This window comes from Streptomyces caatingaensis, from assembly GCF_001187435.1.
Taxonomy (GTDB): domain Bacteria; phylum Actinomycetota; class Actinomycetes; order Streptomycetales; family Streptomycetaceae; genus Streptomyces; species Streptomyces caatingaensis.
Genome location: NZ_LFXA01000008.1, coordinates 24,819 through 45,799 on the forward strand (window position 1 = coordinate 24,819; position 20,981 = coordinate 45,799).

Below are 20,981 nucleotides of genomic sequence, written 5' to 3' on the forward strand. Positions count from 1 at the left end.
AGGGAAAGATCCCGGCTGCGGACCGGGATCGCCCTACCTTGATAGCGGCCTTTCCGGGAGGGTCCAAGTGGCCTTTCTACGACCCTTCCTAGTAACGCACGCAAAGGGAATTCGCCCGCCCCCTGCCCATTACTGGCGAGAATTCCTGCTAATGCGCCTAGTAGCCCGCCAGGACCCTGTGTGGCTTGTCACCGGCGACGGGACCTCCGCCTCGTCCGTTCCGGGACCAAAGCCCCGCCCCCGCGAGTACGCTCCGGGTCATCACCCGCACACCCACTGTGAGCTGCGAGGACTGATGGCAGACGAATCGTTCTTCGAGGGAATCGAGCTGGCGGAGGCGGTCGAGGCCATCCGCACGGGCCTGACCGGCGCCGCGGCGGCCGGCGAGGGCCAGGAACTGGCCTTCGACGTCGGCGAGATCACGATGGAGTTCGGCATCGAGATGCGCAAGGACGTCCGCGGCGAGGGCCGCGTCCGCGCCTGGGTCGTCGAAGCGGGCACGGACGCCTCCCGCGGCTCCTCCCGCACCCACAAGGTGACCTTCACCCTGACCCCGAAGGACCTGCGCACCGGCGGCGGTTGGAAGGTGGGCAACCAACGCCCCGGCGGAATCGCGAACTTCGGCCCGGGCGGCCCGGCGGGCGGTGATCGGTGAGCCCGGAGGAGCGGGTGGTGGCGGTGCTGGGGGAACGGCAGGGCAGCGGGGTGCTGCTGACACCGGAACTGGTGCTGACCAGCGCGCACTTACTGTTCGGCGCTTCCTATGCGATCGCCCCCGGCCACACCGAACCGACCGCCTGCAAGATCCTCTGGTACGACACCGGCACCTGTGACGCGGCCCTCCTGCGGGCGCGACGCCCCCTGGTGGACGCAGAACTTCCGCCCCTGCGCTGGGCCACGCTCGCCACCCGGGAACCCATCCCCAACTGCCAGGCCCTGGGCTTCCCCGAGGTGTCCCGCTCCGCCGGGGAACTGGACGTCGCCCAGGTCCCGGGCACGCTCGTCCCCAGCGCCGCCCGCCTGCGCGGCCGCTGCGTCCTGCGCACCGATCACCACCCGCCGGCCCCGCCCGACGGCGACGGGTCGCCCTGGGCGGGCCTGTCCGGCGGCCCGGTCTTCGCGGGCCCGCTGCTCGTAGGGATCGTGGCGGAGGACGTACGGGGCTGGCAGCACTCGGCGATCGAGGCCGTCCCGCTGACCTCCGGCATCGCGGAGACCGTCCGACAGCACTGGCACGCCGTACCGGACCCCGTTCCGCTGCGCTCCCCCCACGCCCACGACTTCGCGTACGAAGACCGGTACGCGAAAGCGATCAAGGCCCGCTACAGCCAGCTCGAAGTCTTCGGCCTGGACGACCTCGGCGAGCACGAGAAGCGCTGGGACCTCGACACGGCGTACCTGAGCCTGGAGGGCGAATCCGCCCGCGAGCGCACGGGCCCGCAGCGCGTGGAGGACCTGCTGTCCTCCCGCCCGCGGGCGGTCCTGCGCGGCGAGGCGGGCGCCGGCAAGACGACGCTCGTGTGGTGGCTGGCCTCGCACGCCGCGTGCCAGTCGCTCCCGGAGCAGCTGTCCGCCCTCAACGGCCTGGTCCCCTTCGTCGTCCCCATGCGCCGCCTGGCCGCACAGAACATCTCCAGGCCCTCGCCGTCCCAACTGCCCACCCTGGCCGGGCTGCTGGAGGACGACCCGCCGAACGGCTGGGCGGGCCGCGTCCTGGACGCGGGCCGGGCGCTCCTCCTGGTCGACGGCCTGGACGAACTCCCCCGCGCGGACCGCTCCCCCGCCCGCGCCTGGCTGGACGAACTCCTGCGCCGCTATCCGGAGACCCGCTGCCTGGTCACGGTCCGGCCGAGGGCGGTCGAGGACGACTGGCTGGACTGGCAGGGCTTCGAGGAGTTACGCCTGCTGCCGATGAGCGACGCGGACATCGAGTCGTTCGTGCGGGCCTGGCACGACGCGGTGCGGCTGCGGCACCGCGACATCGGCCGCCTCGGCGAGGAACTCATCCAGGAGTTCCAGCGCAACGCGACGCTGCGCGACCTGGCCCGCACGCCCCTGCTCTGCGCCGTGATCTGCGCCCTCCACCGCCGCCGCAGCGGCCTGCTCCCCCACACCCGGTGGTCCCTCTACAAGGCGGCCCTGGCGATGCTGCTGGGCCAGCGCGACGCGCACCGCCGCATCGGCGCCCCGGAGGGCATAGAGATCGAGGCCGAGGACGCCCAGCAGCTCCTCCAGCGGATCGCGATCTGGCTCGTCCGCAACGACCGCACGGAATTGACTCGCAAACAGGCCGTCCGGCAGATCGAATTGGCGATGCGCGGCCTGCGCCACGTCCGGCGGTATTCCGCCGACGCCCTCATGGACCATCTCCTGAACCGCAGCGGCCTCCTCCAGGAACGCGCCACGGATTCCATCCAGTTCATCCACCGCACTTTCCAGGACTATCTGGCCGCGAAGGAATTCCAGGATTCCGACAGCCTCCACGAACTCCTCGCCCACGCCGCGGAGGAGCAGTGGCAGGACGTCATCCGCCTGGTCATCGGCCACTGCAACCGCGGCGAGGTCCGCCACGTCGTCAAGGGCCTCATCACCCTCGGCGACTCGACCGAGGACCGCGGCGCCCAGTGGGCGTTGCGCACCCTCGCCGCCGAATGCGCGTCGAGCGCGCCGGCATTGGACGACGACGTCCACGACGCGGCATGGGAACGGCTCGCGGAACTGGGCGCGCCTCGGCGCAAGAGAGAAGTCGACTACCTGTCCTCACTCGGGCCGGAGGCCCTGCGGGTCGTTCCCGGGCCGGAGGGCTTGGACGGGGAGGCGGCGCGGGGCTACGTACGCGTCCTCCGCACGCTGGGAGAGGGGGCGATCCCGCTCCTCCAGCGCTATGGACAGCTCTCTTCCCCAAAGGCCCGCCGGGAGGTCGCCGAGGCATGGCGGTTCATGCCCGCGGACCGGTTCGCGGAGGAAGTCCTCACCCCTATGCGGCTCGACGACACCGAGGTGCTGCTCACCCGTCCCGAACACCTGGAACGCCTTCCGCGTCTCGGACCCATTGGCTCGATCCGTTTCTTCGGCGACTTCGGTCCGGAGGAGCTCGGTTCCGCCCTGCACGGCAGGCTGGTGAAACAGCTGACTCTCTCCGGCAACAACTACCGGCTCACCGACCTGGAATTCCTCCGGGCGCACCCACGACTCGACCTCCTGAGGGCCGTCGGCTGCCACGCGCTCAGGGACATCTCGGCGTTGCCGGAGACGGATGTGACGGTACTGGCCCTGCTGAATCACCGGCTGTCCGGCGAAGCGCTGCGCACACTTGCGCGACTGCCTCGCCTGCGGGACCTGTCCCTGGCCCCGCACGACGACGCGGGGCCCGCTGCCAAAGAACTCCCCGACCCACTGCTCCAGGTCACCGACTTGAGCCTCAGCGGCCCCGACTACACGGTCGATCTCCACGGCATCGAACGCTGGACGGGCTTGCGCACGCTCTTCCTCAACACCGAACTGGCGAACCCGGAATCCCTCGGCCTCCTGCTCGCTCTCCCCGGCCTGCACCGGCTGGGGCTGAGGGAGGACGTGCTCGACGGCGCGGACGTACCCCCGCTCCCGGCCGTCCGGACCCTGACATTGATCCTGCGCCGGCACACGCCGACCATGCCGGTGCAGCGGCTGTTTCCGGGGCTCCGACGCCTTCGGATCTACGACCAGACGCCGGGGCCCGGCCCCTTGGACCTCCGCGTCGCACACGCCGTGTCCGGCCTCCAGGTGGAGCTTTGGGGCCCCCACAGCACAGTCGTCGACGCCGACCGCTTCGGCGACCGACTGACCGTCAAGGGAGACCTCCTGGCGTGACAAAGGGTTCGGCCCCCGGGCCCGCATCCGCGGTCCCGGGGGCCGAACCCCGTATCGACGGACAGGCGCTACGCGCCGTCCCTCACGCGTCCTTCGACAGATTGGGCCCCGCCCTACCCGCCGCCGACTCCACCGGCGGCGTGTCCGGCAGCGCCGTCTTCTCCTCACCGCGGAAGGTGAACTTCTTCTCCTCACCCTCGCCCTCGGTGCCGACGACCACGATGTGGCCCGGGCGCAGCTCGCCGAAGAGGATCTTCTCGGACAGGATGTCCTCGATCTCCCGCTGGATCGTGCGGCGCAGCGGCCGCGCACCCAGGATCGGGTCGTAACCCTTCTTCGCGAGCAGCTGCTTCGCGTCCGCGCTGAGCTCGATGCCCATGTCGCGGTCGCGCAGGCGCTCGTCCACCTTGGCGATCATCAGGTCGACGATCTGGATGATGTCTTCCTGGGAGAGCTGGTGGAAGACGACCGTGTCGTCGACACGGTTGAGGAACTCGGGCCGGAAGTGCTGCTTGAGCTCCTCGTTGACCTTGGCCTTCATCCGCTCGTAGCCGGTCTTGACGTCACCCTGCGCCGCGAAGCCCAGGTTGAAGCCCTTGGAGATGTCCCGGGTGCCGAGGTTGGTCGTCATGATGATGACCGTGTTCTTGAAGTCCACGACCCGGCCCTGGGAGTCGGTCAGGCGACCGTCCTCCAGGATCTGCAGCAGCGAGTTGAAGATGTCCGGGTGGGCCTTCTCGACCTCGTCGAAGAGGACGACGGAGAACGGCTTGCGGCGCACCTTCTCGGTGAGCTGGCCGCCCTCCTCGTACCCCACGTATCCGGGCGGGGAACCGAAGAGCCGCGAGACCGTGTGCTTCTCGCTGAACTCCGACATGTCGAGGGAGATCAGCGCGTCCTCGTCGCCGAAGAGGAACTCGGCGAGCGTCTTGGAGAGCTCGGTCTTACCGACACCCGAGGGGCCGGCGAAGATGAACGATCCGCCCGGGCGCTTGGGGTCCTTGAGGCCCGCACGGGTGCGCCGGATGGCCTGGGAGAGCGCCTTGATGGCGTCCTTCTGGCCGATGACGCGCTTGTGGAGCTCGTCCTCCATGCGCAGCAGGCGGGAGGACTCCTCCTCCGTCAGCTTGAAGACCGGGATGCCGGTGGCCGTGGCGAGGACCTCGGCGATCAGCTCGCCGTCGACCTCGGCGACGACGTCCATGTCGCCGGCCTTCCACTCCTTCTCCCGCTTGGCCTTGGCGGCCAGGAGCTGCTTCTCCTTGTCGCGCAGGGAGGCGGCCTTCTCGAAGTCCTGCGAGTCGATCGCGGACTCCTTCTCGCGGCGCACGTCGGCGATCTTCTCGTCGAACTCACGGAGGTCCGGCGGCGCGGTCATCCGGCGGATGCGCATCCGGGAACCGGCCTCGTCGATGAGGTCGATGGCCTTGTCCGGCAGGAAGCGGTCGGAGATGTAGCGGTCGGCCAGGGTGGCGGCCTGGACGAGGGCCTCGTCCGTGATGGAGACGCGGTGGTGCGCCTCGTAGCGGTCGCGCAGACCCTTGAGGATCTCGATCGTGTGCGGCAGCGACGGCTCGGCGACCTGGATGGGCTGGAAGCGGCGCTCCAGGGCCGCGTCCTTCTCCAGGTGCTTGCGGTACTCGTCGAGCGTCGTGGCACCGATGGTCTGGAGCTCGCCGCGGGCCAGCATCGGCTTCAGGATCGAGGCGGCGTCGATGGCGCCCTCGGCGGCACCCGCGCCGACGAGCGTGTGGAGCTCGTCGATGAACAGGATGATGTCGCCGCGGGTGCGGATCTCCTTGAGGACCTTCTTCAGGCGCTCCTCGAAGTCACCGCGGTAGCGGGAGCCGGCGACCAGGGCGCCGAGGTCCAGGGTGTAGAGGTGCTTGTCCTTGAGGGTCTCGGGCACCTCGCCCTTGACGATGGCCTGGGCCAGCCCCTCGACGACGGCGGTCTTGCCGACGCCGGGCTCGCCGATCAGGACGGGGTTGTTCTTGGTGCGGCGGGACAGCACCTGCATGACCCGCTCGATCTCCTTCTCGCGCCCGATGACCGGGTCGAGCTTGGACTCGCGGGCGGCCTGCGTGAGGTTGCGCCCGAACTGGTCCAGGACGAGCGAGGTCGAGGGCGTGCCCTCGGCCGGGCCGCCGGCGGTGGCGGCCTCCTTGCCCTGGTAGCCGGAGAGCAGCTGGATGACCTGCTGCCGCACCCGGTTGAGATCGGCGCCCAGCTTCACGAGGACCTGGGCGGCGACGCCCTCGCCCTCGCGGATCAGGCCGAGCAGGATGTGCTCCGTGCCGATGTAGTTGTGGCCGAGCTGAAGGGCCTCGCGGAGCGACAGCTCCAGGACCTTCTTCGCACGGGGGGTGAAGGGGATGTGCCCGGACGGGGCCTGCTGGCCCTGGCCGATGATCTCCTCCACCTGCTGGCGGACCGCCTCGAGCGAAATCCCGAGGCTCTCCAGGGCCTTAGCGGCGACACCCTCACCCTCGTGGATCAGGCCCAGGAGGATGTGCTCGGTGCCGATGTAGTTGTGGTTGAGCATCCGGGCTTCTTCCTGAGCCAGGACGACAACCCGCCGCGCACGGTCGGTGAACCTCTCGAACATCGTTAATCGCTCCTCAGAGCGGTCAGGCAAGTAAGGGGGCGGTCCCCTCCCTGTCCTTCCGCATGCTAGTCCCGCAGGACGGGACAGCTCATTCCAACTGCCGACATCCGTCCGGATCACCCCCGCGTCGACGGGGAAACCTGCTGCCGAACAGCCGACAACTCCTCCAACCCGATGGTGGGAGACGATGTTCCCGCAGGCCAGGCATATACGCTCACCACCACTACGCCGATGGCGAACGCACTCCCTGCCCGGCACGGTCCGCAACACCCCGGGATCTTCCCGGCGAATGCCCCCAAAGCCCTGCGGTATCGCCTCTCCCCACGGGGAATGTCCTACCCTCCGGCACGGACACTCCATGCGGCGCGACCCCGCGCACTCCGCTATGGGCGAACACCCTCGCGCCACCGGGAGCGCCTGTGCGCCCCTCAAGTCCTATACGGAGCGTGCCCGTCGCCGGACGGTGCGTAACCTCGCGGCCCCGGCACAGTTGCACCGTTCATGACTGCCGTCCTGCCCGGCCCCCGCACCCCCCTGGCCGCCGCGCCGCAGGCCGGCGCCCGGTCGGAGCTGCACCGCTGGTACGAGGACGAACTGGGCTGGACCGTGACGGACGGGACGCCCCCCTGCCTGCCGACCGGAGTGCGTTTCGACGCCCTGGGCATGCCCGCCGCGCCGGGCTTCGCCGTGCTCCGCCGCGTGCGCCCGGTGGGCCCGGCCGCGCTGGACCGGCGGAGCGGAACGCTCTGGTTCCTGACCGCCACGGGCACCGCGGAGGAGCTGCCGGAGCTCCTCCGGTGGCTGGAGTGGGGCGGGATCGCCCTGGACCTCACGGCGCGGGGCCCGGGCGGCCGGATCGTCGCTCCGGCCCCGGTGCGGCCCGTGCGGGCCGCGGGGCTCCCCGGCGGTGGCCCGCCGGATCCGCGGGAGGCCGTGTGGGTGCGGCCTCCCCGGTCTGGGTGCGCACTGGAGCCGACCCTTCCGGTGACCGGCCTCGGGGGCGGCACCGACGCCCCCGATCTCGTACGGCTCGTGAGCGCGGCGGCCACGGAGTGCCACCGTGCCCGGTTGCTGCGCGCCGGACGGCCGCGCAGGGTGCCGACGGGGGTCAGCCGTTGGCCTTCTCGTACGCCTCACGGATCTCGGCCGGGACACGGCCCCGGTCGTTGACGTTGTAGCCGTTCTCCTTGGCCCACGCGCGGATCTTGGCGGTGTCCGGGCTGCCGGCGGAGGCGGCCCGGCCCCGGGCCCGGCCGGTCGAGCGGCCACCGGTGCGGCGGCCGTTCTTGGCGTAGGGCTCCAGCGCCGCGCGCAGCTTGTCGGCGTTGGCGGTGTTGAGGTCGATCTCGTACGTCTTGCCGTCCAGGGCGAACGTCACCGTCTCGTCCGCCTCGCCGCCGTCGAGGTCGTCGACAAGAAGGACCTGAACCTTCTGCGCCACGGGGGGATTCCTTTCATCGGCAGAAAAGGGATTACGGAGGAATAGCAAACCGCCTTTCCCGGAAAAACACAAACCCCCGGGGAAGGTTCAGCCGCCCTTCCGCACGGGAACGATGGCTTCCAGGGCGGCACAACAGGGGCGCGATTCGGACATTCGGACATAGGGCCCGGCCATCACAGATGCAGAAGCATCCGGCTGTTGCCAAGGGTGTTCGGCTTCACCCGTTCGAGACCCAGGAACTCGGCAACGCCCTCGTCATAGGAGCGCAGCAGCTCGCTGTAGACATCACGGTCCACCGGGGTCTCACCGATCTCGGCGAAGCCGTGCTTGGCGAAGAACTCGACTTCGAAGGTGAGGCAGAAAATGCGCCGCACCCCCAGCCAGCGCGCCGTCTGCAGGAGCTTGTCGAGGAGCGCGTGGCCGACTCCGCCGCCCTTGGCCGCCGGGTCGACGGCCAGGGTGCGGACCTCCGCGAGGTCTTCCCACATCACGTGCAGTGCACCGCATCCGATGACCGTACCGTCTTCGTCCCGTTCGGCGACCCAGAACTCCTGGATGTCCTCGTAAAGGGTCACGGTGGCTTTGTCGAGGAGGATCCCGTCGCGGGCGTAGGCGTTGATGAGCCGGCGCACGGCGGGCACGTCGGCGGTCCGGGCCCGGCGGACGGTGACGACTTTTGCGGGGGCGGGCCGGTCGGTTGCAGCGGGCATAACCGGACGCTATCGCCCGGGGGGCGGCGCCCCGTCCGCGGGTCCGTCGAGTTGGACGACCCGGATCGCGTCGCGGAGGGCTTCGCGTTGTTCGGCCGACATCATGCCGAAGAAGGCGACGAGAGCGGCCGCCGGGTTGTCGCTGACCGACCACGCTTCGTTCATCAGTGCGGCCGAGTAGGCGGCCCGGTTGGAGACCGCCTCATATCGATAGGCGCGGCCTTCCGCTTCCCGCCGCAGCCAGCCCTTCTGATACAGGTTGTCCATTACGGTCATCACGGTGGTGTAGGCGATCGACCGTTCCTGCTGAAGGTCTTCGAGGACTTCTCGAACAGTGACCGGCCGGTTCCACTCCCACACGCGCGTCATGACGGCGTCTTCCAGATCACCGAGGCGTCGAACCACACGCGAATAATAGTGGGAGATGTCTCGAATGCCGGTTTATCGCGGGACGGCGGCAAGGCGGGCCGGAAGACGGCGGACACGGAAAAGGGCGCGCGGCCCGGAAATGTTCACCGGGCCGCGCGCCCCGGGGCGCGGGTTTCCGCTCGGGTTCAGGCCCGGGGGGTCCGGGCTTCCGCCGAGGACGCCTCCGCGCGGGCGAGTGCCGCGTCCACGAGGGCGTCCTCCTTGGCCTTGTTCGCACCGCCCTGGCTCTTGACGATCGTCACGACCAGTGCGGTGAAAGCGACCGCCATGACCACGGGCGGGACCAGCGCGGCGACATAGTCCATGGCCGTCGGCTCCTTCTGTTCCGGAATCGGGTGGACGACCCGTCCAGATTACGCGTGCGCCAGGGGCGGCCCTTGCGGGACCCGGCCCCCGGGCGGCGGTGCCGGTTTGCGGCGGGGCGGGAAGACCTCGCCGGGGGTGGGGATGGGGCGCTCGGGCCGGGGTGCGGCGGGCGGCGCCTTGGGCCGCTCCGGGGCCGGGGGCGTGCCGGGCCCGGGGGCGGGCTTGGCCCCCGGCCTGGCCCCTGGCTTGGCGCCCGGTTTGGCGCCCGGCTTGGGGGGCTCAGCCGCGCGGGTGGCGCGGGAGTGCGGCACGGCGGCCCCCGCGCGCCGCCCCTCGCGCTCGCAGCGGCGGAGCAGGGCGTGCCGGCGGACGGTCTCGGCCGGGCCGGCCGGGGCGGCGCACAGCGCGCGGAGGGCGGCCAGGTCCTCGGGGCCGGGCCGGTGCCCGGCCGCCAGGGCGTCCTGGAGCCGCGCCAGGTAGCCGGGGGCGGTGCCGGGGAGGGCGGCGCGGTAGCGGTCGAGGTCCGCGCGGAGGAAGGCGCTCAGCCGGTCGCTCTCGCGGGCGGCCTCGTCCACGGCCTCGGCGAGCCGGAGGCACTTCTGCCGGTCGCGCGTCTCGCGGTGATCGCGGTGCTCGTCGTGCATCTCGTGCGTCCCGGTGGGCTCGGTGCGGGGCTGGAGGGCGATGGCGAGGGCACGGCGCAGGACGCGCAGTTCGTCCGCGCTGAACGCCATGCCGCCGCGGGATCCATAGGGCGTTGGCATGGGGCGACTTTAAGTGCTAAACGGACAATTTTCGCCTACCGGTGCTGTGTGGCGCGGCGACTCCTTTTTCCGCCCGCGTTGCCCCTCGCCCCGCCCCTTTCCCGCTCCCGGGCGCGGCGCTACGTCCGGGCCACGTTGCGTTCGTAGACCAGGCGCAGGCCGATCAGCGTCAGCCAGGGCTCGTGCTCGTCGATCACGGTCGCCTCGGCGAGGACGAGGGGGGCGAGGCCGCCCGTGGCGATGACGGTGACGTCGTCGGGGTCGTCGGCGAGCTCCCGCGCCATGCGGTTGACGACGCCGTCGACCTGGCCGGCGAAGCCGTGGATGATGCCGGACTGCATCGCCTCGACGGTGTTCTTGCCGATCACGCTCCGCGGCCGGGCCAGCTCGATCTTGCGGAGCTGGGCGCCCTTGACGCCGAGCGCCTCGACGGAGATCTCGATGCCGGGCGCGATGACCCCGCCGACGTACTCGCCGCGCGCGCTCACCGCGTCGAACGTCGTCGCCGTCCCGAAGTCGACGACGACGCACGGGCCGCCGTAGAGCTCGACGGCGGCGACGGCGTTGATGATGCGGTCGGCGCCGACCTCCTTGGGGTTGTCCATGAGGATCGGCACCCCGGTCCGGACTCCGGGCTCGACCAGGACGGCGGGGACGTCGCCGTAGTAGCGGCGGGTCACCTCGCGCATCTCGTGCAGCACGGACGGGACGGTGGAGCAGATGGCGATGCCGCCGATGCCCTCGCCCAGGTCGTCGCCGAGCAGCGGGTGGCGGCCCATCAGCCCCTGGAAGAGCACGGCGAGCTCGTCGGCCGTGCGGCGGGCGTCCGTCGAGATGCGCCAGTGCTCGACGATCTCCTCGCCGTCGAAGAGGCCGAGGACGGTCTGGGTGTTGCCGACGTCGATGGTGAGGAGCATCAGACGGCCTCCTCGCGCAGGTCCAGGCCGATGTCGAGGATCGGCGAGGAGTGCGTGAGCGAGCCGACCGCCAGGTAGTCGACGCCGGTGGCGGCGTAGGCGCGGGCGTTGTCGAGGGTGAGGCGGCCCGAGGACTCCAGCCGGGCGCGGCCGGCGACCAGGGCGACGGCCTCGCGGGTGGCCTCGACGGTGAAGTTGTCGAGCATGATCAGGTCGGCGCCCTCGGCGAGCACCGGCGGGATCTGGTCGAGCCGGTCGACCTCGACCTCGATCGGCAGGTCGGGGAAGCGCTCGCGGACGGCCTTGAACGCCTCGGCGACCCCGCCGGCGGCGACGACGTGGTTGTCCTTGACCAGCGCGGCGTCCGACAGCGACATCCGGTGGTTGACGCCGCCGCCGCAGCGCACCGCGTACTTCTCCAGCGCCCGCAGGCCGGGGGTGGTCTTGCGGGTGTCGCGGACGGCGGCGCCCGTGCCCTCCAGGACGTCCGCCCAGGCGCGGGTGGCGGTGGCGATGCCGGAGAGGCGGCAGAGGAGGTTGAGCATGCTGCGCTCGGCGGTCAGCAGGTCCCGGGTGCGGGTGCGGACGGACAGCAGCCGCTGCCCGGCGGCGACCCGGTCGCCGTCCTCGACGTGCCGCTCGACCTCGAAGGCGTCGGTGCACACCACGGAGAGGATCGCCTCGGCGACCCGCAGGCCCGCCACCGTGCCGGCCTCGCGGGCGGTGAAGTCGCCGGTGGCGACGGCGTCCTCGGGGACGGTCGCGACGGAGGTGACGTCCACGCCGCCGTCCAGGTCCTCCTCGACGGCCATGTGCGCGATCTCCTCGACGAGCACCGGGTCCAGCCCGGCCTCGGCCAGCAGCGCGGCGAGGGACTCGTCGAGCCCGCACTCGTAGGCGGACGGGCCCTCGCCGCAGGCGCAGCCGTCGCCGCAGCCCGGTTCGTCGACGAAGGTGCCCAGCCGGTACTGGAGGTTCTCGGGGGTGCTCACGCGGTGCTCCTCGGTGCTGCGGAAGGCGGGGCCGCCGGCGGGAAGGCGGCCGTCGCGGTGGTGGAGACCGCAAGGGTACGGTCCGGGCGGAGGGTGACGAGAACGTGCCTGCGCCAGGCGGCATCGTCCCGGTCGGGCCGGTCCTCGCGCCAGTGGCTGCCCCGGGTCTCCTCGCGGAACAGGGCGGCGGCGACCAGGACGCGGGCGACCAGCAGCAGGTTGGTGGCCTCCCAGGCGTCGGTGCCGGGCTCGACGGCCTTGTCGGCCGCCTCCTCCTCGATGCGGGCCAGCTCGGCGGCCGCCCGCTCCAGGCTCTGCCGGGAGCGGAGCACGCCGGCGCCGGCCGTCATCACGCGCTGGACGGCGAAGCGGGTCTCCGGCGGGACGAGGCGCCCGGTCCGCGCGGCCGGGACGCCCTCCCCCGCCGGGCCGGGCGCGCCGCCGATGTCCGCCGCGATGCGCTCGGCGAAGACCAGGCCCTCCAGGAGGGAGTTGGAGGCGAGCCGGTTCGCGCCGTGCACGCCGGTGCACGCGACCTCGCCGCACGCGTACAGGCCGGGGACGGTCGTCCGGCCGTACAGGTCGGTGCGGACGCCGCCGGACGCGTAGTGCGCGGCCGGGGCGACGGGGATCGGCCCGGTGACCGGGTCGATGCCGTGGGCGCGGCAGGCGGCCAGGATCGTGGGGAAGCGCTCGGCCCACATGGCGGCGCCGAAGTGCCGGGCGTCGAGGTACATGTGGTCGGCGCCGGTCTCCTGCATGCGCCGCGTGATCGCCTTGGCGACGATGTCGCGGGGGGCCAGCTCGGCGAGTTCGTGCTGCCCCAGCATGAAGCGGACGCCGTCGGCGTCCACCAGGTGCGCGCCCTCGCCGCGTACCGCCTCCGACACCAGCGGCTGCTGGCCCTCGGCGTCCGGGCCCAGCCACAGCACCGTCGGGTGGAACTGGACGAACTCCAGGTCGGAGACCTCCGCGCCGGCACGGAGCGCGAGCGCGACGCCGTCGCCGGTGGAGACGGACGGGTTGGTCGTCGCGGAGAAGACCTGGCCCATGCCGCCGGTGGCCAGCACGACGGCCCCGGCCCGGACGGCGCCGACGCCGTCGTGCTGGCCCTCGCCCATGACGTGCAGCAGGACGCCGGCGGCCCGGCCGCCGGCGTCCTTGAGGAGGTCGAGGACGAGGGCGTGCTCGATGATCCGGATCCCGGCCTCGCGCACGGCCGCGACCAGCGCCCGGGAGATCTCCGCGCCGGTCGCGTCGCCGCCGGCGTGGGCGATGCGGCGGCGGTGGTGGCCGCCCTCGCGGGTCAGCAGGATCTCGCCGGTCGTGGCGTCGGTGTCGAAGCGGGCGCCGGTGGCGACGAGCCGGCGGACGGCGTCGGGGCCCTCGGTGACGAGCGTCCGCACGGCCTCCTCGTCGCACAGTCCGGCGCCCGCGACGAGGGTGTCGTCGAGGTGCTGCCGCGGGGTGTCGCCCTCGCCGAGCGCGGCCGCTATGCCGCCCTGGGCCCAGCGGGTCGAACCGTCGTCCGGGCGGGCCTTGGTGACGACCGCGACCCGCGCGCCGCCGGCGGCGCAGCGCAGGGCCACGGTGAGGCCGGCGACGCCGGAGCCGATGACGACGACGTCGGCGTCGACGGACCAGCCGGGGCCGGGTGCCGCGAGGCGTATGCCACTCATTGCCGCTCCTTGGTGCCGAAGGTGATCGGCATGTTGTCGATGAGGCGGGTGGTGCCCACCCTGGCGGCGACGGCCAGGATCGCCTCGCCGGTGTGGTCGCCGGCGGCCTCGGTGAAGTCGGCCGGGTCGACCAGGGCCAGGTAGTCGAGGACGACGGGCGGCTCGGCCGCGGCCGCCGCGTCGAGGACGGCCCGGGCGGCGCGGCGCACGGCTTCCGGGCCCTGCGGCGCGGCCTCCAGCCCGGCCCGCAGGGCGCGGGAGAGGGCGAGCGCGGAGGCGCGGTCGGCGGCCGAGAGGTAGCGGTTGCGGCTGGAGAGCGCGAGGCCGTCGCCCTCGCGGACGGTGGGGACGCCGACGATCTCCACGGGGAAGTTGAGGTCGCGCGCCATGCGGCGGATCAGCGCGAGCTGCTGGGCGTCCTTCTGCCCGAAGAGGGCCGTGTCGGGCGCGGTGAGGTGGAGCAGCTTGGCGACGACGGTGAGGACGCCGTCGAAGTGCCCGGGGCGGTGGGCGCCTTCGAGGCGCCCGCCCATGGCCCCGGCGGTGACGCGCACCTCGGGCTCGCCGCCCGGGTAGACCTCGGCGACGGAGGGCGCGAAGACGGCGTCGGCGCCGGCCTCCTCCGCGAGGGCGAGATCGGCGTCCAGGGTGCGGGGGTAGCGGTCGAGGTCCTCGTGCGGGCCGAACTGGAGCGGGTTGACGAAGACGGTGACGACGACCTGGACGTCCGCCCCGGCGATCCGGCGGGCCTCGCGGATCAGGGTGGCGTGGCCCTCGTGCAGGGCGCCCATGGTCATCACGACGGCGCGCGGGCCGGTGCCCGCGCCGGGGCGCGGCAGTGCGCGGAGCGCCGCCGCGTCGCTGATCAGCAGGTCGGTCACAGGTCTCCTCCGTCCGCGCCGTCGTCCGTCGCCTCCGGGCCCTCCGACGCGTCCGCCGGGTCCGTCGCGCTCGCCGCGTTCGCGGTGTCGGAGAGGACGCCGAGCAGGTCCTCGGCGAGTCCGGGCTTGAGCAGGCCGCTCGCGAGGGCGCGGTCGGCGGTGGTGCGGGCCATGGCCAGATAGCCGGCGACGGCCTGCGGGGCGTGGGCGCGGAGCTGGGCGACGTGCGCGGCCACGGTGCCGGCGTCGCCGCGCGCGACCGGGCCGGTCAGGGCCGCGTCACCGCTGCGCAGCGCGTTGTCGAGGGCGGCGCCGAGCAGCGGGCCGAGCATGCGGGCCGGGTGGGCGACGCCCGCCGTGCCGAGCAGTTCCATGGCCTGCGCCACCAGGGTCACCAGGTGGTTGGCGCCGATGGCGAGGGCCGCGTGGTAGAGCGGCCGGGCGGACTCGTCGATCCACTCGGGCTCGCCGCCCATCTCGATGACCAGCGCCTCGGCGGCCAGCCGCAGTTCCTCGGGGGCGGTGACGCCGAACGAGCAGCCGGCCAGCCGCTGGACGTCCACGCTCGTGCCGGTGAACGTCATGGCCGGGTGCAGGGCGAGCGGCAGGGCCCCGGCCCGCGTGGCGGGGTCCAGGACGGCGGCGCCGTGCCGCCCGGAGGTGTGGACCAGGATCCGGCCGGGGCGGACGGCCCCGGTCTCGGCGAGCCCGGCCACCAGCCCCGGCAGGACGTCGTCCGGCACGGTCAGCAGGACGAGTTCGGCCCGGGCCAGCACCTCGGCCGGGGGGACGACGGGGACGCCCGGCAGGATCTCGGCGGCCCGGCGCAGCGAGGCGTCGGAGACGGCCGAGACGGCGACGGGCCGGTGCCCTGCGAGGGCGAGCGAGGCGGCGAGCACGGGGCCCACGCGGCCCGCGCCGACGACGCCCACGGTGAGGCGGGCGGGGCGGTCCTGCGGGGCGGTCTGCCCGGGGGGGTGGTGTGCGTTCACGCGGCGGGATGCCTTCCGTTCCAGTCCGCGGGGGTACCGGACGATTCCGCTGTCATGCTACGCGCTCGCGCCGGGCGGCCCCGGTGGGCGGAGTTTTGCCCCGGTCCCTCCCCGGCGGGGGCGCCTCCACCGCCTCAGCGGCAGCGCTGCGGCACTCGCGCCGCGGCCGCCCCGGGGGCGGGAGCGACCACCCGCACGGCCGGACGCCGTCGCCACCACCGCGCCGGACGCCCCGCCAGCACCCGCCGGAACTGCCGCCACTCATGCATCTCCCGGGCCACCCGCACCTCGTCCGTGCCCGGCGCCGGCGGCGCCGCGACACCCTGTCGAAGAGCCCGGTAGCTGTCGAACATGTGCTGCTGGATCACGTTCATGCCCCCACCGTGCGCCCCGCGCGGCACCCCCTGCCCATGGATTGACGAGGACCGTCAAATGATCATCACCGGGGCGGCGGGGCACGGAGAATGAGACGCATGAGCGTGACGATCGACATCGCGGGCCTGCCGCCTGAGCGTGTCCTGTTCGCCGCGTCGCCCCTGGCCGAGCTGGGCCACGCCCTGCACGTGCTCGCCGAGCCCTCGCACCACCCCGGGCTGCACGGCTGGGTGACGGCGACGGCCGCGGGGCTCAAGCCCGACCTCGCCGACCGGCTGTGCGAGGCGGACTTCCTGTGGGGGCCGGTCTTCTCCGACATCTTCCTGCCGCTGGCGGCCCTGCCGTCGGCCGAGGGCCGGGCGGGCACCACGCTCACGGACGAACTCGACATGCTCGACCGGCTGGACGACGAGCGGTTCGTCGAGGCGGCCCTCGACGTCTCCTGTTCCGGCTACTACGCGGACGCCTCCATCGGCTCGCCGCTGCACGACGCGCGCTCCCGCGCCCTCACCCTGGAGCGCGCCGCGGCCCGCGGCCCGCGGAACGTGGTCTTCGCCCGCCGGCTGCTGGAGGACCCGCCCGGCGTACGGGCCTGGGTGCGGCGCCTGATGGAGGACTGCGAGCAGGCGTTCTTCGGGGACGTCTGGCGCCGGGTCGGCGTCCAGCTCGCGACGGACGCCCGGCACAAGACGGAGGTGCTGCGCCGGCGCGGGCTGCGCGAGGCGCTGGCCGAGGTGTCGCCCGCGGTGTCGGTGGACGACCGCGGGACCCGCATCACCGTCGACAAGCTGACCTCCGGCCGGACCACGGCGCTCGATCCCGCGGTGGGCCCCGGCATCACGCTCGTCCCGTCCTCCCTGGGCTGGCCCCACCTGCTCGTCCTGTCCGCGCCGGGCTGGCGGCCGGTGATCCACTACCCCGTCGCGACGCCCGGCCTGCCCGAGCCGGCCTCGCTGGACCTGATCAAGCTGCGCATGGAGGCCCTGGCCCACCCGATGCGGCTGCGCATGTGCCGCTGGCTGGCACGCAGCGCCTGCACGACCGGCGAGCTGGCCACCGAGCACGGCATCAGCGCGCCGGAGGCGTCCCGGCACCTCGCGGTGCTGAAGAAGGCGGGCCTGCTCACCACCCGGCGCCGCGGCCGCTACGTGCTCCACCAGCTGGACCTGACGGTGGTGGCCCGGCTGGGGAGCGACTTCCTGGAGGGCGTGCTCCGTTAGCGGCCGTTGGCGGCCGGGCGCAGCCGGGAGCGGCCGGTCAGAATCCGACCCGGTAGACCCGCCCCGTGTGCCGCCCCTCGACCGAGCGGACGTACGCGGCCGCCGCCGACGCCGCCGGTACGGGCTCGTAGCCCGCGAAGATGTCGCCGTACGCCTCCACCGACTCCGTCAGCAGGGTCGGGCTGACCGCGTTGACGCGCCGCGGCGCCAGTTCGATCGCGGCGGCGCGGACGAACGCCTCGACCGCGCCGTTGGCGGCCGACGCCGCCGCCCCTCCGGCCACCGGCTCCTCCGAGAGGATCCCGGTGACGAGGGTGAAGGAACCGTTCGGCGCGAGGTGCCGGGCGCCCTGCCGGACGAGTTCGATCTGGCTGAGCGCCTTGGTCCGCAGCGTCGCCGTGAAGTCGTCCCCGCTCAGCGCGTCCAGCGGCTTGAAGACCGCCTCGCCGCCGGCGACGGCCACCGCGTCCAGGCCGGTCACGCGCTCGTAGAGGCGGCCGACGGCCTGCGGGTCGGAGACGTCGAGCCGGACGTCGCCGCTGCCGCGGCCGACGGTGACGAGCTCGTGGCCGCGCGCGTCCAGCGCCTGGGCGACCGCGCTGCCGAGGGTGCCGGACGCGCCGACGAGGAGGATCTTCATGGCGGGAGCCTTTCTGCGGATCTGCTGGGGCGTTCCCACCCGACCGTACGGAGCCGGCTCCTCCCGCGGAAATGCCGTCTGGTCAGTCACTATGCTCCGCACGCATGGATGTGGAACTGCGCCACCTCAAGGCCCTCGTCGCCATAGCCGACCTGGGCACCATCACCGCCGCGGCCGGTGCGCTGCACATGACACAGCCCGCGCTCTCCCGCACCCTCGCCCAGCTCGAACACCGCGTCGGGGTCCGGCTCGTGGACCGCTCGTCCCGCCGGCTGGCCCTCACCCCCGCCGGGCGCACCCTGCACGACCACGGCCGAGCCATCCTCGCCCACCTCGACGCGGCGCTCGCCGACACCGCCGCGGTCTCGCGGCCGCTGCGCGTCGGCTACAACTGCGCCGTCCTGGGCCGGCGCACCGTCCCGCTGCTGCGGTCCTGGCGGCGCGAACACCCGCATGTTCCACTGGAGTTGCGCCGGCGCGACAACCGCAGCGCCGGGCTGGCCGCCGGGGACGTGGACGTGGCGGTGATCCGCACCCTCCCCGGCGATCCGCGCATCCGGACCGAGGCCCTCTACTGGGAGGACCGCCTCGCCGCCCTCCCCGACGACCACCCCCTCGCCGCCCGCGACCGTCTCGCGCTCGCCGACCTGACCGGCGAAACCCTCGTCCTCTGCCGCGACTTGAGCACCGCAAGCCCCGACCTGTGGCCCTCGGAGCGGCGGCCGCGCCGCCTGCTGGAGGTGCGGAACGTGGACGAGTGGCTCGGGGCGATCTGCACCGGCGAGGCGGTCGGTGTCGCGTCGGCGGGGACGGTCGAGAGTCATGCGCACCCCGGTGTGCGCTACGTCCCCGTCGTGGACGCCCCCGCCGTGGCGGTGCACCTCGCCTACCCCGCGCACCCCACGCACCCCGGCACGGACGCCTTCCTGGCAGCGGTACGACGCCTGGCGGCCACCCCGTAGCCCAACCCCGACGCACGGACCGGAGCACGCTTCCCCAAGCGGGGCCCAGGGGCGCAGCCCCCGGCGGGGTGCAGGGGCGGAGCCCCGCCTTCGCGCGGAACACGGGCTCGCGCGCCGGGCTCGCGCGCCGGGACCGCGCGCCGCGGCCACCCGTCAGGGTCGCGCAGGGGCGGAGCGCCCTGTGGAAGAGGGTTGGAGCCCCCTGTGGAAGAGGGTTGGGGTGGGGCAGGGGCAGGGGGCCGGGCCTACAGGCCGGCGCCGCCCGCCCGGACGAGCCCGCTCTCGTACGCCAGCACGACCACCTGCACCCGATCCCGCAACCCCAACTTCGTCAGGATCCGCCCCACATGGGTCTTCACGGTCGCCTCCGACAGCACCAGCCGCCCCGCGATCTCCCCGTTCGAGAGCCCCTGGGCCACCAGAAGCATCACCTCCCGCTCCCGGTCGGTCAGCCGCCCGATCCGGTCGTCGGCGGCGGCCGACGGGGCGGCGCCCGGCAGCATGGGGGTGAAGCGGTCGAGGAGCCGCCGCGTCGTGCTCGGGGCCACGACCGCGTCCCCGCTGTGGACGGCGCGGATCGCGCCGAGCAGCTCCGTCGGCGGCACGTCCTTGAGCATGAAGCCGCTCGCCCCGACCTTCAGCGCGGAGAAGGCGTACTCGTCCAGGTCGAAGGTGGTCAGGATGAGCACCTTGGGCGCGTCCTCCCGGGCGCAGATGCGCCGCGTCGCCTCGACCCCGTCCAGCCGCGGCATGCGGACGTCCATCAGCACGACGTCCACCGCCGTCGTGGCCACCACCTCCAGCGCCTCCGCGCCGTCCCCCGCCTCGGCGACGACCTCCATGTCCGGCTGGGCCGCCAGCACCATGCGGAAACCGGTGCGCAGGAGCGCCTGGTCGTCGACGAGCATCACGCGGATCGCCATGCAAGAGTCCCTTTCCACACATCCACAGAAACGTAAGCGCGGCAAGCGGGGTCAACGCCCCGGCTTCGCCGGCAACAGCACACTGATGCGGAAGCCACCACCCGGCCGCGGCCCCGCATCCAGCGTGCCCCCGACCATGCCGACCCGCTCGCGCATCCCGATGAGGCCGTGCCCCATCCCGTCCGCGCCGCCCGACTCGTAGAGCTCGTGCTGCGCGCCCCGGCCGTCGTCCTCGACGAGCAGCCCGAGCCCGTCGTCGAAGTAGGTGAGCCGCACGCGGGCGCCGGCGTCCGGACCGCCGTGCTTGCGGGTGTTGGTGAGCGCCTCCTGGACGATCCGGTAGGCGGTCAGCTCCACCCCGCTGGGCAGCGGCCGGGCGCTGCCCTCGATCTTGTACTCGACCGGCAGCCCGGCCCCGCGCACCTGCTCCACGAGCTCCTCGATCTGCTCCACGTCCGGCTGCGGGACGTACTCGCCGCCGGCCGGGGCGCCCTCCTCCGAGCGCAGCACGCCCAGCAGGCGGCGCATCTCGGCGAGGGCCTGCCGCCCGGTGCCGGAGATCGTCTCCAGCGCCTGCCGGGCCGTCTCGGGCGAGGAGTCCATGACGTACGCGGCGCCGTCGGCCTGCACGACCATGACGGACACGTTGTGCGCGACGACGTCGTGCAGTTCGCGGGCGATGCGGGCGCGCTCCGCGGCGACCGCCATCTTCGACTGCTGCTCGCGCTCCTTCTCCAGCCGCTCGGCGCGCTCCTCCAGCTGGGCCCAGTAGGCCCGGCGGGTGCGCATCCGGTCGCCGAGGACCCAGGCGAGGAGGAACGGCAGGGCCCCGAAGGCGTGATTGAGGATCTCGTGCGTGAGGTTGTCGCTGGTCACGTCCGGCCAGCGCCACCAGTACAGGAACGGCGCCGCCAGCCCGCCGACCAGGGCGAACCGGGACGCCCAGCGGGTGGTCCCGGAGGCGGCCGTGTAGACGACGACCAGCATCGGGATGTCGTAGACGTTGAACTGGACGTCCAGCGCGAGCTGCGCCAGCCCCGCGGCCGCCGCCAGCAGCAGCATCTTCTCGGGCCACCGCCGCCGCAGCGCGAGCACCAGGCACAGGGCGAGCGAGATCACGACGACGGCGATCCGGTGGGCCGCCGTGGCCGTCGGCTCCTCGGACACCGTGAGGGCGCACAGCCCCAGCAGCAACACGGCCCAGAAGCTGTCCACACCTGTGGGGTGTCTGCGGAGGAAGTCGTAGAGGCGGTGCACGTCACCCAGCGTAGGCACGCATGACGCCCGCCGGGG

General features: G+C 73.1%; 20 protein-coding genes. 5 read left to right on the plus strand and 15 right to left on the minus strand.

The annotated features are described in order from the left end of the window. Window positions 1-295 precede the first annotated feature (295 nt). Both AC230_RS12795 and AC230_RS12800 read left to right on the plus strand, forming a co-directional pair. The gene (locus AC230_RS12795) at window positions 296-655 is read left to right on the plus strand and encodes a trypco2 family protein (RefSeq protein WP_049716305.1); all 360 of its coding nucleotides are present in this window, start codon (window positions 296-298) and stop codon (window positions 653-655) included. Continuing rightward, window positions 652-3,849 (plus strand): serine protease, encoded by a 3,198-nt coding sequence (locus AC230_RS12800; protein ID WP_078871202.1) that lies wholly within the window; start codon window positions 652-654, stop codon window positions 3,847-3,849. The genes AC230_RS12795 and AC230_RS12800 overlap by 4 nt, the downstream gene beginning before the upstream one ends. Window positions 3,850-3,931: 82 nt before the next feature. Here AC230_RS12800 and AC230_RS12805 read toward each other — a convergent pair whose 3' ends face one another. Next, complete coding sequence (locus AC230_RS12805) at window positions 3,932-6,457, minus strand: ATP-dependent Clp protease ATP-binding subunit (RefSeq protein WP_049716307.1); 2,526 nt, start codon at window positions 6,455-6,457, stop codon at window positions 3,932-3,934. 501 nt (window positions 6,458-6,958) lie between these two features. On the opposite strand from AC230_RS12805, the gene AC230_RS12810 reads away from it, so the two are divergent. Next, entirely contained in the window at window positions 6,959-7,627 is a 669-nt protein-coding gene (locus AC230_RS12810) for an SCO3374 family protein (protein WP_241833206.1), read from the plus strand. Here the strand turns inward: AC230_RS12810 and AC230_RS12815 are convergent. The 11 genes from AC230_RS12815 to AC230_RS12865 all read right to left on the minus strand — a co-directional run bounded on the left by AC230_RS12815 (window position 7,566) and on the right by AC230_RS12865 (window position 15,942). Then, the gene (locus AC230_RS12815; RefSeq protein WP_049716308.1) at window positions 7,566-7,898 is read right to left on the minus strand and encodes a histone-like nucleoid-structuring protein Lsr2; all 333 of its coding nucleotides are present in this window, start codon (window positions 7,896-7,898) and stop codon (window positions 7,566-7,568) included. The two genes, AC230_RS12810 and AC230_RS12815, sit on opposite strands and share 62 nt — an antisense overlap. Window positions 7,899-8,071: 173 nt before the next feature. Continuing rightward, window positions 8,072-8,608 (minus strand): amino-acid N-acetyltransferase, encoded by a 537-nt coding sequence (locus tag AC230_RS12820; protein ID WP_078871203.1) that lies wholly within the window; start codon window positions 8,606-8,608, stop codon window positions 8,072-8,074. 9 nt (window positions 8,609-8,617) lie between these two features. Next, window positions 8,618-9,013, minus strand: coding sequence for a BlaI/MecI/CopY family transcriptional regulator (locus AC230_RS12825; RefSeq protein WP_078871204.1), 396 nt, complete (start codon window positions 9,011-9,013; stop codon window positions 8,618-8,620). A 149-nt stretch (window positions 9,014-9,162) separates the two neighbouring features. Beyond that, window positions 9,163-9,342 carry a hypothetical protein gene (locus AC230_RS12830; protein WP_049716311.1) on the minus strand — a complete coding sequence of 60 codons (180 nt, stop codon included), beginning with the start codon at window positions 9,340-9,342 and terminating at the stop codon, window positions 9,163-9,165. Window positions 9,343-9,390: 48 nt separating this feature from the next. Beyond that, the gene (locus AC230_RS12835; RefSeq protein ID WP_241833207.1) at window positions 9,391-10,107 is read right to left on the minus strand and encodes a hypothetical protein; all 717 of its coding nucleotides are present in this window, start codon (window positions 10,105-10,107) and stop codon (window positions 9,391-9,393) included. A 119-nt stretch (window positions 10,108-10,226) separates the two neighbouring features. Continuing rightward, window positions 10,227-11,024 carry a type III pantothenate kinase gene (locus AC230_RS12840; protein ID WP_049716313.1) on the minus strand — a complete coding sequence of 266 codons (798 nt, stop codon included), beginning with the start codon at window positions 11,022-11,024 and terminating at the stop codon, window positions 10,227-10,229. Beyond that, the gene (gene nadC, locus AC230_RS12845) at window positions 11,024-12,016 is read right to left on the minus strand and encodes a carboxylating nicotinate-nucleotide diphosphorylase (protein WP_049716314.1); all 993 of its coding nucleotides are present in this window, start codon (window positions 12,014-12,016) and stop codon (window positions 11,024-11,026) included. The genes AC230_RS12840 and nadC overlap by 1 nt, the downstream gene beginning before the upstream one ends. Then, window positions 12,013-13,695, minus strand: a complete 1,683-nt coding sequence (locus AC230_RS12850; protein ID WP_049716315.1) for an L-aspartate oxidase — start codon at window positions 13,693-13,695, stop codon at window positions 12,013-12,015. Before AC230_RS12850 ends, nadC begins: the two co-directional genes overlap by 4 nt. After that, window positions 13,692-14,576, minus strand: coding sequence for a pantoate--beta-alanine ligase (gene panC / locus AC230_RS12855; RefSeq protein WP_049716316.1), 885 nt, complete (start codon window positions 14,574-14,576; stop codon window positions 13,692-13,694). Before panC ends, AC230_RS12850 begins: the two co-directional genes overlap by 4 nt. Continuing rightward, complete coding sequence (locus AC230_RS12860; RefSeq protein WP_049716317.1) at window positions 14,573-15,568, minus strand: Rossmann-like and DUF2520 domain-containing protein; 996 nt, start codon at window positions 15,566-15,568, stop codon at window positions 14,573-14,575. The genes panC and AC230_RS12860 overlap by 4 nt, the downstream gene beginning before the upstream one ends. A 134-nt stretch (window positions 15,569-15,702) precedes the next feature. Then, window positions 15,703-15,942 carry a hypothetical protein gene (locus tag AC230_RS12865; RefSeq protein WP_049716318.1) on the minus strand — a complete coding sequence of 80 codons (240 nt, stop codon included), beginning with the start codon at window positions 15,940-15,942 and terminating at the stop codon, window positions 15,703-15,705. 99 nt (window positions 15,943-16,041) lie between these two features. Here AC230_RS12865 and AC230_RS12870 point away from each other — a divergent pair, with 99 nt between their 5' ends. After that, on the plus strand, window positions 16,042-17,163 hold the full coding sequence (locus tag AC230_RS12870) for a DUF5937 family protein (RefSeq protein ID WP_049716319.1): 1,122 nt from the start codon (window positions 16,042-16,044) through the stop codon (window positions 17,161-17,163). 37 nt (window positions 17,164-17,200) lie between these two features. Here the strand turns inward: AC230_RS12870 and AC230_RS12875 are convergent, their stop codons facing one another. Further along, a complete protein-coding gene (locus AC230_RS12875) occupies window positions 17,201-17,803 on the minus strand; it encodes a short chain dehydrogenase (protein WP_049716320.1) in 603 nt (200 codons plus the stop codon). Window positions 17,804-17,907: 104 nt separating this feature from the next. Here AC230_RS12875 and AC230_RS12880 point away from each other — a divergent pair, with 104 nt between their 5' ends. After that, entirely contained in the window at window positions 17,908-18,765 is an 858-nt protein-coding gene (locus tag AC230_RS12880) for a LysR family transcriptional regulator (RefSeq protein WP_049716321.1), read from the plus strand. Between the two features lie 245 nt (window positions 18,766-19,010). Here the strand turns inward: AC230_RS12880 and AC230_RS12885 are convergent, their stop codons facing one another. Both AC230_RS12885 and AC230_RS12890 read right to left on the minus strand, forming a co-directional pair. Next, window positions 19,011-19,688, minus strand: coding sequence for a response regulator (locus AC230_RS12885; RefSeq protein WP_049716322.1), 678 nt, complete (start codon window positions 19,686-19,688; stop codon window positions 19,011-19,013). A gap of 51 nt (window positions 19,689-19,739) precedes the next feature. Next, a complete protein-coding gene (locus tag AC230_RS12890; RefSeq protein ID WP_049716383.1) occupies window positions 19,740-20,945 on the minus strand; it encodes a sensor histidine kinase in 1,206 nt (401 codons plus the stop codon). Between the last annotated feature and the right edge of the window lie 36 nt (window positions 20,946-20,981).